This is a genomic window from Pumilibacter muris (genome assembly GCF_943193045.1).
GTDB lineage: Bacteria > Bacillota > Clostridia > Christensenellales > Pumilibacteraceae > Pumilibacter > Pumilibacter muris.
The window spans coordinates 55,538-67,442 of sequence record NZ_CALPCN010000002.1; the positions used below are offsets into that span (position 1 = coordinate 55,538).

At 47.9% G+C, this 11,905-nt stretch carries 13 protein-coding genes; 8 read left to right on the forward strand and 5 right to left on the reverse strand.

Annotation, left to right across the window (positions count from 1 at the left end):
• Positions 1 to 35: 35 nt before the first annotated feature.
• The 5 genes from NFR62_RS02890 to NFR62_RS02910 form a co-directional block, all read right to left on the reverse strand.
• Positions 36 to 3,209 carry a bacterial Ig-like domain-containing protein gene (locus tag NFR62_RS02890; RefSeq protein WP_251613733.1) on the reverse strand — a complete coding sequence of 1,058 codons (3,174 nt, stop codon included), beginning with the start codon at positions 3,207 to 3,209 and terminating at the stop codon, positions 36 to 38.
• A gap of 24 nt (positions 3,210 to 3,233) precedes the next feature.
• Positions 3,234 to 4,124, reverse strand: coding sequence for a carbohydrate ABC transporter permease (locus NFR62_RS02895; RefSeq protein WP_251613736.1), 891 nt, complete (start codon positions 4,122 to 4,124; stop codon positions 3,234 to 3,236).
• A 1-nt stretch (position 4,125) separates the two neighbouring features.
• Positions 4,126 to 5,100, reverse strand: coding sequence for a carbohydrate ABC transporter permease (locus tag NFR62_RS02900; protein WP_251613739.1), 975 nt, complete (start codon positions 5,098 to 5,100; stop codon positions 4,126 to 4,128).
• Positions 5,101 to 5,113: 13 nt separating this feature from the next.
• Positions 5,114 to 6,580, reverse strand: coding sequence for an ABC transporter substrate-binding protein (locus tag NFR62_RS02905; protein WP_251614858.1), 1,467 nt, complete (start codon positions 6,578 to 6,580; stop codon positions 5,114 to 5,116).
• 251 nt (positions 6,581 to 6,831) lie between these two features.
• Entirely contained in the window at positions 6,832 to 7,839 is a 1,008-nt protein-coding gene (locus NFR62_RS02910; protein ID WP_251613742.1) for a LacI family DNA-binding transcriptional regulator, read from the reverse strand.
• A gap of 255 nt (positions 7,840 to 8,094) precedes the next feature.
• On the opposite strand from NFR62_RS02910, the gene NFR62_RS02915 reads away from it, so the two are divergent.
• Genes NFR62_RS02915 through NFR62_RS02950 form a run of 8 tightly spaced genes read left to right on the forward strand, consistent with a single transcriptional unit; the run spans position 8,095 to position 11,904 of the window.
• Positions 8,095 to 8,271, forward strand: a complete 177-nt coding sequence (locus tag NFR62_RS02915) for a hypothetical protein (protein ID WP_251613745.1) — start codon at positions 8,095 to 8,097, stop codon at positions 8,269 to 8,271.
• Positions 8,272 to 8,284: 13 nt separating this feature from the next.
• The gene (locus NFR62_RS02920; protein WP_251613748.1) at positions 8,285 to 8,563 is read left to right on the forward strand and encodes a hypothetical protein; all 279 of its coding nucleotides are present in this window, start codon (positions 8,285 to 8,287) and stop codon (positions 8,561 to 8,563) included.
• Complete coding sequence (locus NFR62_RS02925; RefSeq protein WP_251613751.1) at positions 8,560 to 9,048, forward strand: hypothetical protein; 489 nt, start codon at positions 8,560 to 8,562, stop codon at positions 9,046 to 9,048. Before NFR62_RS02920 ends, NFR62_RS02925 begins: the two co-directional genes overlap by 4 nt.
• Before the next feature lie 12 nt (positions 9,049 to 9,060).
• Complete coding sequence (locus NFR62_RS02930) at positions 9,061 to 9,696, forward strand: hypothetical protein (RefSeq protein WP_251613753.1); 636 nt, start codon at positions 9,061 to 9,063, stop codon at positions 9,694 to 9,696.
• 16 nt (positions 9,697 to 9,712) lie between these two features.
• Complete coding sequence (locus tag NFR62_RS02935; protein ID WP_251613756.1) at positions 9,713 to 10,159, forward strand: hypothetical protein; 447 nt, start codon at positions 9,713 to 9,715, stop codon at positions 10,157 to 10,159.
• Positions 10,156 to 10,791 carry a hypothetical protein gene (locus NFR62_RS02940; protein ID WP_251613760.1) on the forward strand — a complete coding sequence of 212 codons (636 nt, stop codon included), beginning with the start codon at positions 10,156 to 10,158 and terminating at the stop codon, positions 10,789 to 10,791. Before NFR62_RS02935 ends, NFR62_RS02940 begins: the two co-directional genes overlap by 4 nt.
• The gene (locus tag NFR62_RS02945) at positions 10,781 to 11,185 is read left to right on the forward strand and encodes a hypothetical protein (protein WP_251613763.1); all 405 of its coding nucleotides are present in this window, start codon (positions 10,781 to 10,783) and stop codon (positions 11,183 to 11,185) included. The genes NFR62_RS02940 and NFR62_RS02945 overlap by 11 nt, the downstream gene beginning before the upstream one ends.
• Positions 11,179 to 11,904: a DNA-methyltransferase gene (locus NFR62_RS02950; RefSeq protein WP_251613766.1), complete on the forward strand. Its 726-nt coding sequence runs from the start codon at positions 11,179 to 11,181 to the stop codon at positions 11,902 to 11,904. The genes NFR62_RS02945 and NFR62_RS02950 overlap by 7 nt, the downstream gene beginning before the upstream one ends.
• Position 11,905 lies beyond the last annotated feature (1 nt).

The window sequence follows — 11,905 nt, forward strand, 5'->3', positions numbered from 1 at the left end:
AGTCTTGCGTGGAAAACGTTCTCTTATTAAAACAATTATTTGTTATTCTTTCCGCGCAAACGTAAACCCGCAATGCCTACGAACGCCGCAAGAAGCGCGCAACCCAAAAGCGCGAAATCCGCAGCCATCGTGCCGCCGCAACCAACTTTTTTCTTACTCGGTTCGGTCCCGCCCTGATTGTCGTCGTCGGGTTTGTTGTCGTCGCCGCTGCCGTCGCCTTCAACGGTAACCTCGTAATCAAGAGTTCCGTTCGAGAAGTATATGGTAACGGTTTGCTTGCCCGCTTTATCGAACTCCACGTCGGAATAGAACATTCTGTTCGTTACAACAATATCTTCTTCGAATCCGTCTTGATATACGGCGTGCAAAACCATGTCGGTGCAATCGAACGTTTCGCCGAGCTTATAAACGGTTTTTGCGGGAGCCGTTTTAACGGTGAGCGACGAAGCGAGCGTATTGCCGCTTTCGTCCTGTTTGAGCACGCGGCACCATTCGTTGTCGTCGCTGTTGTTGTAAAGAATTACGTCTCGCGTGAGGCACGCAAATTTTTCGCGTTTAATTTTAGACGCGTTTTCTTTTGTTGCTGCGGGCCAGTTGTCTACCGTAGAAGAATAATATTGCAAGCCCGCCTTAAACACAACGGTGCCTATTATTTGAGCGTTTTCATTGCTTTCGTCGTAGTTGGGGTCTAAATCGCTGTAACAAAGTTGGTTTGCGTCGTTATTCAACGTTATAACGAGCTGACGTCCGAACCAACCCATCCATTGAATCTCGCCTTTGTTCATCCATTCGGTTGCCGTAACGCCGTTAATCACAATATAATCGGCAAAATCGGGTTGCACGATTGTTTTGATGTAGTCGTGTTGCGAACCCAAAGCTTTAACGCTGTCTCTGCCCGCAATCATGCAAGCTTTCGCTGGAATAGCTTCGGCGTTTTTGCCGAACAAATCGACGCGAACCGTTATGTTTCTGCTGTTCTTTTCCGCCGAGAACGGAGCCTCCAACGACCAATCGAGAGTCATGCCGTAACTGCCGTCATACGTTACTTCCGCTTCGAACGTGGTTGTTTGCCCGTTGTAAGTTACTTCAACATTCTGTTTGCCTTCCACGAAAACGTTAAAGTTTCCGAACGCTACCGTTGCAAACTCTTCCGCAGTAAGAACGCGTTTTTCGGTGCTCACTTGGTCGCCGTCGGTAACGGTATAAACGGCGGTAATCTCTATGCCGTTCCAGCTGTAATCGTAATCGCCGAGTTCGTAAACGGTTTTCGCGGGAGCTTTGGTAACTTCAATACTCGAAAGTTCGGACGTAACATTTCTTACGTTCACCGTAAACGTGGTTGTGGCTCCGCTCGCATAAGTTACGGTAACCGTCTTTTCTCCCGCCGTCTCGGTGTTGTAATCAAGCGTATAATACTTTTGAGCAACGTCCCATGTTTTTCCGTTGCAATACGCTGTAACTTTAAGATTCACGAGGTCTATTTCTTCGCCGAGCGAAAGTTCTCCGCCCGAATATGTTGCGGCAATCGAATCTGCAAACCTAATCCAAACGGCTTTAAAACCTGTTTTCGTAGCCGTTTTTTCATGCAAACAAACGGTAACGTTTTCTTTGAAAACGGCGTTTTCCACCGTGTAGTAGTCTTTAATCTTATCTTCGGTTGCGTCGGCTCCCAAATTTTTGGCGTCCGCTTGAACCCACTGGTATCCCGCAAGGAAAGTAACTTTTTCAACGTTTTGCAACCAAGTCTGTTTTTCGGCGTTGTCTTTATCAGCCTGCAACGTTATTCTGCCATTCGACCAAAGAACGAGCGAATCGAACTTACCGTCGGCTATCCACTCTTTTGCGGTTTTAGTAACGCCGCCGTGCGTTACTTCCAAATAATCGGTAACGTGCACATTCGCCACTTTATCGAGGTATCCGATAGAGTTTGTTTTAACCGCGACGCCGCTCGCTATAACATATACGCCCAAGTAGCCGTTGTCTTTATTGTACACGGCTTTGGCGGAGTCGTATTCGTATTCGACGTTGAGCCCTTTCGAAGTGTCGGGTTCGCTTACGTTCAACGTGATATTCGCCGTTTTAGTCGTGTCGGCGTGAGTATAAGTAATCGCCATTTGTTGGCTTGCGATAGTGGAAAGCGCCGATTTGGGCGCACCCCATGTGTCGTAATTCGAACACATTTCTTTCGTCACGTCAACGTCCATAGTGGAACTGTCGGTAAAGTGCAAGGTTGCAACAAGGTCCGTTAAATCGAGCGATTCGAAACGGTTCGCCGAAATAGACTCTTTATTGAAAGTGATGCTGTCGAGCGTTCTCGTGGGCGCAACAACTTCAACTTCGACTGTTTGAGTTCTGCCGTGATACGAAATCGTAACGTTATGCTTATCGCCCACGTTCGCGGCAGCGTAATCGTAGTCGCTAACCGCATACTCCCCTGCGGGAATAACCTTATTTGTGCCGTCGTCGAAAGTAGCGGTAACCGTCACACCCGAAAAATCGATGCGGTCGCCGCGTCCTACCGTTGCGGGCACGTTAGCAACGGTAATGCCGGACGCGCGGTTTTGCCATTTTTCCTTGCCGCTGTTGTTGTTTAACGAACCGTAACCGTCCGTCCAAAGAGAAACGTCTTTTGTAAGCGCGGTTCCCTCAATTTTAACGGGAGCATTTGCGGGTCCCGTATACCAGGTAAAGCCCGTTTGAAAGGTTACGGAACGAATATTAGTGGGATAATTCGCATTTCCCGCTAAGCAAAATACGATTTTGCCGCCGTCGAATCTTCCAACCCAATCGATTCCGTGTCCGATATATTCCGTTAGGCATTTTTCGGTTATCACGCCGTTAGCGTCAGTTGCGCCAATCATGATTTTGCTAAGATAATTTGCGTCGGCTGTCAACAAATTATTCGACTGCCCGCCGCCCGCAAACGGGAACACGTCCGCCGTGTCTTTACCGCCGTTCAAAGTTAAGCCGTCTGCCGAACCCTCGAACCGCACGGGGAACTGCATCCAACCGTTTCCGGGCATGCCGTCTGCTCTCGCAACGGGAGTGCCGACCGCGTCGATAATCATTTTAATCGAGCTTTCGCTTTTAGCTCCGTCTTCTTCGGCTTTCGCCGTAGTCGTTTGCATAAATACGAACATCGTCATTGCAGCCATAATAAGCAATGCAACGAGCGACGCCGCAAAAATGCGTTTTGCCTTGATTTTCATAAACATTTTCTCCTTTATATTTTTTTATCCCTTAACCGCGCCAACCGTCAAGCCGTCTATCAAATTTTTCTGAAACAGCAAAAAGATTATTGCGGGAGGAACCGACATAAATACGCCTGCCGCCATTCTCACGTTTATTGCCGACGCGCGAACGCCGACAGTGTTTTGATAGATAGCTACGGCAAGCGTGTAGCTATCCTCCGAAGTCATGTAGATTAGAGGCGACATAAAATCGCTCCAATTTGCGGTGAACGCGTTCACCGCCACAAAGATAAGAATGGGTTTGCAAAGCGGAAGCGTAACGCGCGCATATCTGCGCAATGCGTTCGCACCGTCTATTTTCGCAGCTTCTTCGAGCTCTTTGGGTAGCGAACGTATGTATTGCCTAAACAGGAATATGTTTATTGCGCCGCCGCCGAACAGGTTTGGAACGGTGAGCGGCAAAACGCTGTTAAGCCAACCGAGTTTACTGAACAACACATACAGCGGAAGTTGCACGATAGACGCGGGAATCATCATTGTTGCGAGCATGAGCGCAAAAGTGAGTTCTTTGCCTTTCCACTTAGTGCGGGCAAACGAATAAGCGCACAAGCTCGACGCCAAAGGCATAACAACAACGTTCACCGCAACTATAATAACCGTTTTTAAGAGCGGCGTCATATATGCCCCGTCCGAAAATAAGTCTTTCCAGTTTTTCAGGGTGGACGCTTGCGAAAACTCCATAAGAGAATAACCGTCGCGCATGAAACTGCGAATAACCATCACAACAAACGGAAATATCAAAAATACTGTAACGAGCGTTAAAACGACGTATTGCACAATTTTCAACACAGTCCGTTTGCGACGCGCCGAACGCATTTTATCCTCGTTCACGGCTACGGGGATATTGCGAGCAATCGATAAATTTTGTTCCATATCAATCCTCCTCTCCGTAGAACACCCATTTCGACGTGCTGAAAATTATAATCGTGAGAATACCTATAAACGCGAAGAGCACCCACGCGATAGCCGACGCATAAGCATAGTAAGCGCTGCCGCCGAAAGCCTCGTTATAAATCTTGATTGCCACGAAATACAACGAGTTGTCGAACCCCGAACCGGGTGCGCCCGTAATACCCGCAGCGTCGATAACAAGCGGCGTAGTGCACTGCAACGCACCTATTACACCCGTTATAAGATTGTAGAAAATCATGGGAGTGGACATAGGCAGAGTTATTTTGATTAGGCGTTGCCACGCGTTGGCGCCGTCGAGCTTAGCGGCTTCGTACAGCGTGTCGGGAATGTTCTTAAACGCAGAAAGCCATATAATCATGCTGCCGCCCACAGTCCAAACGCCCATAAACAGCAACGACGCCATTGCGGTATTGCCGGAAAGAAAGAACTTAAAATTCTTGTCGGCGCTCATGCCGAAAGCGTGGAACAGTTCGTTTATAACTCCGAATTTGTTGCCGCCCAAAATCGTGCTGAATAAAATGCCGTTTACTATTCCCGGAATAATCACAGGCATATAAAACAGCAATCTATACACGGGAACGCCTTTAACCTTGAAGTTGGCGGCAAGCGCCAAAAAGTAGCCGAGAACAAGCCCGAGCGGCACCGATACGAAAGCGTATAAAAGAGTATTTCCGAAAATCTTCCAAATGTCGGGGTCTATCGTGAACATGTATTCGTACTGATAGAAACTCCATTCGGTGATTTCCATTCCGTTAAAATCGGTGAAACTCCAAAAAAAGGTTTGTATCGCGGGATAATACGAAAATATAATAATACCCAAAATAACGGGCAGCGCGAATAAAAATCCCGTGAGCCACCCTCTTAACGCGCGACGGCGACGGGGCGAAAAAAGCGAACCTTTTTTTCCGATTTGCTCATTTTGAACAATTATAGACATCGCACCGTTCCTTTCAGCGTTTTTTAAGCGCGGCGTCCCATGTTTTTTTCAACGTGTTAAGAACCGTATCGTAAGATTTGCTGCCTGCGGCATAAGACGTAACAAAAGTGGAAACGCCGGCGTTCAGGTCTACCGCATATTTCGAACCCTTAACGTTGAAATAGTCGGTGTTGCAGTTCCAATCGTCGTTATACGAGCCGTCTTCCAAAAGTTCGCCCGACTTATAAACGTAGGCTTGAAGATTTATGTTTTCGTAACCTTTGCCCCAGTGGTTGTTTTCCGAATCGGTATAATCCGCCATATCTTTGCGCACGGGAACGTAGTTTACTCCCGAATCGGCAATGGCGTTTTGCCCGTCTTTCGTGAGCAAATATTTCATAAACTGCCACACGAGCGCGGGATTTTCCGAACCCGCGTATCCGCAATAGCCGGCGGCGCCCGCGCCTATAAGCGGATTATCCGCCTTTACGGGCATTGTAACAACGTCGTAAGTGTTCGAGGCGTTTTCCACAGTGAACGCGTCGTCGGTATCTTTATAAGCCTCTATAAGAGTTTTTATTTCTTGCGACGCCGCCATACTGTTGAAGTAAAACACGCCTTTGCCGTATTCGAAATCGGCGCTCATGCCGCTTGTGGGCGAAGCGCAGTAGCCTTGCGAAACCCAGTATTTAAAGTGGTCGAGCGCTTGCTTTGTAGCTTCGGAATCGATAGCCACATTTCCGTCTTTGTCGAAATATTCCACGCCGTACGACTTAAACACGGGATTCCAAACTGCCTCCCACTTTATTTCGCCGTCGAGAAGGAATCTGCCGCCCTTTTTAAACGTTGAACCTTCCTTCAAAAGGTCGCACACTTCGTAAAACTCTTCCCACGTCCAACCGTTGTGAATTTTACTTAAAATGTCTTTTCCCGTTTCTTCTTCCACTTCTCTGATAAGCTTTTTGTTTATGTGGCAAACAACGCGGTCGGCGGAACGGGGAATCATGCATTGCGCGCCGTTAAAGCCGATTTGCCCAAGACGCATATACGCGTCGTAATAATCTTCGAGCGCAAAGTTGCCCGCTTCTATTTCTTGCTCTATATACGGCGTAAAGTTTAACAAAAGCCCTTTTGTTGCCGACAGCGTGAGCATACTGAACGAATCCGACATAAATATATCCGGCATCGTTTTGGCGTTATAAAGCTTTGTGATTGCGTTCGCGGTGCCGTCGTTGTAAGCAACGAGTTCTACGGTAACGTTTTTAAAAATCTTTTTGAAACCGTCGGCAAGCGATTGAACAATCGCCTTTTCGCTGTTTTCCGACTTATATGCAACTTTAAGCGTTGCGGTAATGTCGTAATCGACTTCCGTTACGATTTGGTTCGGTTGCCCGTTCTCGTCCAAATTAGGGTTATCGACTTCGAAACACGCGGTAAACCCGAGCATTACCGACAATACGAGTAGCGCGCACGCACCGAACGCCGACATTCTTTTCAACATTTTCACTTTACTTACCTCCAAATTTTGATTTATTTTTTATGCGCGAAAAATTCCGCGCACTAAACCGACACGCGGAAAAGACCCCCGCACGAAAAACGAGCGCGAGCCTTATGACAAACAAACGCGGCATCAAAATGACGCGCGTCAAAAAGAGGGTAATTTTTTCCTGCCTTTCGGGCGCCGCTTAAAAGCGACGCAAAATTTTCAGTCCCCCCCCCCGAAAATCACTGCGGAAATCCGCTTATTTAAATTTATCTCTCGTATTTGCATTTCGCTACCGAACCTCTCAGTTTTAGTTCCGAGCCCACAACTATTGTTTCGTAAGGGCATTCCGAATTTTCTATTTTTTCGATTATTTTTTTCGCTATACTCGCGCCGTGTTTCATCTTGTCGAACGACATCGTGGTAAGCGGCGGATTAAAATATTCTCCGAGCGCTATATCGTCGCACCCGAGCACCGATACATCGTGCGGGCACGACAATCCCGATTCGTTTATCTTGCGCATTGCGCCGAACGCCACAAGGTCGTTCATGCAAAATATCGCCGTAACGTCGGGATGGCAAGAAAGCAGTTTGCCGCATAATCGGTAGCCGATTTCTTCGGAATGCAACATATAGTCATCGTTGCAGAAAATAAGGTCGTCGGCGCAGTCGAAACCGAATTCGCCGCGTTTTAATAAAAACATTTCGCCACGCTTATCGGCTTTATAGCGCAAAGAGTCTATCGAGCTGAGGTAAGCGACTTTTTTGTGCCCGTAATCGCGCAAAAGCCGCATACATTCGAGCATCGATTGCGAGTAGTCGTTCACCACCACGAAACTGTCTTGCGGATTAAAGTTTACAAGCACTGTTTGCTGACTTTTTAGCGTTTCTATAAAGTTTCGCGGCAAGTCGTTGGTCATGAAATTCACAAGAGCGTCAAGCCGCCGCTCGCAAATAACCTCGTACTTTTTGTCGGTGTTGTTGTCGAGCAAAAAAGTTGTTACCATATAGTCGCGTTCGGCGGCATACTTTTCAAGCCATTGTATAACTTCGGCATGATACGGGTTTGTCATTTCGAAAAGAGCTATGCCTATGTGGTTGTTGCGGCGGCGCGCCAAGCTTTTGGCGTTGAAGTCGGGAACGTAATTTAATTCCTCTATCGCCCTTTTCACTCTTTCCACATACTCGGGCTTAACAAAAGCTTTCTTGTTGATTACGTTAGACACCGTTCCAACCGATACGCCCGCTCTGCATGCAACTTCCGCTCTTGTCACCATTTCTACGCGCTAAAAACTCCTTTTTTCCAAGCGATAAACGACGCGCGCATACATTATTTTTAAAATGACGCGAGTCATTTATATATTTAATTATATCACAATAAATAAATTTGTCAATACCTTTTCAAAAATTTATTGCTGATTTACAATAGGTTTGTTAAAAAAACAAGCCTATTTTTGTTTTATTCGGGTTTTTACCCTTGCAAAGTGGGTTTGTTGCAACAAACCCACTTTTATTTTTTAGGAGGTACACCTATGACCGAAGCAACCACGCCCGCAAAAATCAAGCAGGAGCGCGTCCCCGTAACGGCGTTTATCGGGAAAGATACCCGCGACGCATTGTTACACATAGCCGCCGAAAAAGACTTGACTTTAAGCGATATTGTACGGGCGGCGTGCAACGAGTACGCAAAGAAAAACAACGAAAATTAAGGAGTCAAAAATTATGGTAATTGCTTATTACATCGGCGGCGAGCCGCACTACTTATTAAACAACGGGGAAACGGTAACGGCAAAACAATACGAAGCAATAAAAGTCGCAACCGCGAAAAAGGACGAAGCGGCAGGATACCGCGACCGCAAGGCGGGTTATTACGACAAATGGTATCGTTACAACCGCGACGACAATGGTGCGGCTTACGATAGAGGGTGCGTCCGCGCGGTAAACGAAGGAAAATGCACCGACGATTTTTGTCTTATCGAGTGCGCGGAGGCGGCGGTATGAAAAAACTTTACGGAGCGGAACTTGCGCGAATAATCAAAGAAGAGCGGCAACGCTATGTTGCCGCCCTTGAACGCCGCGACAAACGTATTGCCGACGGCATTACCGACGAGGACGATTGCTTTATGTCGATACGCGTTGAAGAGCAAGGCATACGCAAATGTGATATGGAATTATCAATACTTGATACCGACGGCACAATGGAAATTGACGCGATATTCGACACGGACGGCAACGAAGTATTTGTACATAGTTTTTGTAATAAATGGCGGCGAACAACATACGTCGCTCGCGGCATTTTTGCAAATAGCATATCGGCACTACTCAAAAAAGCGGGGTGGACTCAAAGAAAGATTAACGTCCCGTGTTGGGTACATTTTGAAGGCGGTGTCGGCGGCGGTATGTGCGCCGTATATACGGGAAGTTACCGCATTGTGCGTTGGCATACGAATATGTTGACGGGCGAATATGTCGGCTTCCCGAATTAACGGAGGCGTATTGTGATTGAAAAATCGTTCGACAAGGCGTACCCGATAAAGATTAACGGAATACCGCAAAGCACGTTGACGCGGGCGGCTAACCGCTTACTTGCGGAATATGCCGCCGCGTTCGGCGGTTGGGGCGGCGCACCCGACGAAATAACAGCGATTGCCGAAAAAATAAAGCAAGGTATCGACTCGGAAGAGTACGAATACGAAAACGAATACGACGGCGGCGGTATCGGCAACAAAGTTTACGACAACGTAAAATACACAAACGAAGCCCGCGCCCGCGCGTTTTGGGACACCGACGAATACAACGACCCCGTCTATCGTGTTACTTGGTACTTCTTTGCGTCTGAAACTTACACAAAAAACATCGCAGGAAAAACACTCCGCGCGGGGTCATACACCGATATTTTGAAAAAGGTTACGGCGGCAAAAGGTAAATACCGTTACTTTTGCACACACCGCCCGCCGTCGCGCGGCATTATCCCCGAAGGGTTTATATCCTATGACACATACGGACGCGACGAGCGTTACATCGGCGAAGTTACATACGACGAACAACCGCCCGCCGAAGCGTTGCGAAATTGGGGGCTTGTTATTGACCCCGATTGGGAGCGCATACGGGCGGCATACGCAGATATTAAATAATCACAGGAGACACAAAATGAACAACCAAACCAAAAACCCGTTATTAGCGTTTGGCACGCCCGCAAGGGTCGTTATTAACGGCGAGCAAATCACGCACCCGCAAGCAATCGACGCATACATAAACGCGATTGCGGAAAACCCCGAATACATACGGGCGATTGCTTTTAGTATCATTGAGGGCGTTGTAAAAATTTACGTCAAAACAACCGACGGCGGCATATCCGCTCCTTCGCCTTCGCCCGCATTGACACACGCGCTTAAAATCGACGAACTTAAAAACAGCATAACCGAAATTGCCCGAAGCGAACGCCGCGACATCAAATCATTTACAACCCGCGAACTTTTAGACTCGGCGGCAAACGTGCTTGATATTATGCAAGACTTTGACGAAAGCCCGTACAATCGCGGTCAACGCAAACGCTTACAAAACTTTATTGCGAAATGGAAAAGGAGCGCACTATGAAAAAATGTTGTATATGCGGCAATTTGTTTGAAGGTTACGGAAACAACCCCGCACCCGTCGAAACGCGAGGCGAATGTTGCGACGATTGCCATATAAACGTCGTTATCCCCCGCCGCGAACGCGACGCAAAAAAAGCGCAAATAATCGAAGCGGCGGACGCGCTTACGTCAACGCCGTTGCAACCCGCCGAAAGCGCAAAATTAAACGCGCTTGTCGGCAAAGTGGTTGAAATCGAGTACACCGACGGCGACATCGAGGTCGGCGTTTTACATAAAGATACGCCCGCTATACGCTATCAATGCCCCGACGGCGATAATACGGCGATATGCGGGTATTGGCTCGACCGTATCAACGGCGAATTGCACTTCAAAAAGTCGCACGTTAAAAGCATACGCCCGACGAAAGCGGCGCAAACATCGCAAGAAAGTAAGCAATTAAACGAACTTTGCGGCAAATCGGTATTTATCAAGTTTAATGACGGCTCGGTGGCGGCGGGTTTTTTGCATAAGCAAACAATAACAACCGACAATAATGCGCCGATAATTCGCTATTGCCTCGTAACGCCTGTTCGCAACATTGTTTTTTATAATTCGGACATCAAGTCAATACGGGAGGAGCGTTATGGAAATTAAAACGTGTAAATTTTGCGGTGCGCCTATCGTATGGCTTAAAACACAAAACGGTCGACCTATGCCGTGCAATGCGGCGGCGGTCAAGTATCAAGAAAATTACAAGGGCAAGGACGTTATCGTTTTATCGGACGGCAAGGTTATAAAAGCAACCGTCGTCAACCCGAACGTCGGCGGGCTTGCGCCTATCGTTGACGGCGAAGGTTACATATCGCATTTTGCAACGTGTACGCACGCGGACGAAGCAAGAACGCCCCGCCCCACTATCGAAGCGGTCGCGCCGAATATCCCGTCCGCAACGCAAACGCCGCGCGAATACACGCAAGAGGACATATTCTCGCTTGCGGACGCTTACGAAGCGCAGGAAGCGGCAAGCAGGGAGCGGCGCAAATGGTAACGGGTGGCGCATACATCGCAAACGGCTTGTACAACGCCGATTGCATAACGGCAATGCGTACAATGCCAAACGAGTGCGTCGATATGGTTTTGACCGACCCGCCGTATAACATCAATTTTGTACCGCAACGCACGGCGGAACGCGGCGCAATACTTAACGACAATTTATCGGCGGCAGATTTTGAAAAATTGCTCGACGACTACTTTGCGGAATGTTACCGCTTATTGAAGCCCGACACGTTCGCAATATCGTTTATGTCTTGGGCGACAATACCCGCGTTTGAAAAGGCGATACGGGCGGCGGGTTTTCAAATCAAGTCAATGCCGATATGGGTCAAAAATAATTTTGGTATCGGGTATTACACCCGCCCGCAATACGAGCCGATGTACCTTGCAATTAAAGGCAACCCGCCCCCGCCCGATACGGCAATATCGGACGTATTGAATTACCCCCGCGTCGTCAAGCAAGTACACACTTGCGAAAAGCCTATGCCGCTATTGCAACGGCTTATAGGCACATTTTCGCACGAAGGCGACGTAATATTCGACGGGTTTGCGGGGGGGGGGGTACAACCGCTATTGCCGCCCGCAAATTGCGGCGTAAATATATTTGTTTTGAACTCGATAAAAATTACTTCGATATTGCGACATCGCGTATCGAAAACGAATTTGCGCAAGCGTCGTTTTTGTACGATTAACGGACGCGGCGCACGGAGGTAAA

Coding starts and splice junctions, on each gene's coding strand:
- NFR62_RS02890 (WP_251613733.1), bottom strand. CDS start 3,209: ATGAAAATCAAGGCAAAACGCATTTTTGCGGCGTCGCTCGTTGCATTG.
- NFR62_RS02895 (WP_251613736.1), bottom strand. CDS start 4,124: ATGGAACAAAATTTATCGATTGCTCGCAATATCCCCGTAGCCGTGAAC.
- NFR62_RS02900 (WP_251613739.1), bottom strand. CDS start 5,100: ATGTCTATAATTGTTCAAAATGAGCAAATCGGAAAAAAAGGTTCGCTT.
- NFR62_RS02905 (WP_251614858.1), bottom strand. CDS start 6,580: ATGTTGAAAAGAATGTCGGCGTTCGGTGCGTGCGCGCTACTCGTATTG.
- NFR62_RS02910 (WP_251613742.1), bottom strand. CDS start 7,839: ATGGTGACAAGAGCGGAAGTTGCATGCAGAGCGGGCGTATCGGTTGGA.
- NFR62_RS02915 (WP_251613745.1), top strand. CDS start 8,095: ATGACCGAAGCAACCACGCCCGCAAAAATCAAGCAGGAGCGCGTCCCC.
- NFR62_RS02920 (WP_251613748.1), top strand. CDS start 8,285: ATGGTAATTGCTTATTACATCGGCGGCGAGCCGCACTACTTATTAAAC.
- NFR62_RS02925 (WP_251613751.1), top strand. CDS start 8,560: ATGAAAAAACTTTACGGAGCGGAACTTGCGCGAATAATCAAAGAAGAG.
- NFR62_RS02935 (WP_251613756.1), top strand. CDS start 9,713: ATGAACAACCAAACCAAAAACCCGTTATTAGCGTTTGGCACGCCCGCA.
- NFR62_RS02940 (WP_251613760.1), top strand. CDS start 10,156: ATGAAAAAATGTTGTATATGCGGCAATTTGTTTGAAGGTTACGGAAAC.
- NFR62_RS02945 (WP_251613763.1), top strand. CDS start 10,781: ATGGAAATTAAAACGTGTAAATTTTGCGGTGCGCCTATCGTATGGCTT.
- NFR62_RS02950 (WP_251613766.1), top strand. CDS start 11,179: ATGGTAACGGGTGGCGCATACATCGCAAACGGCTTGTACAACGCCGAT.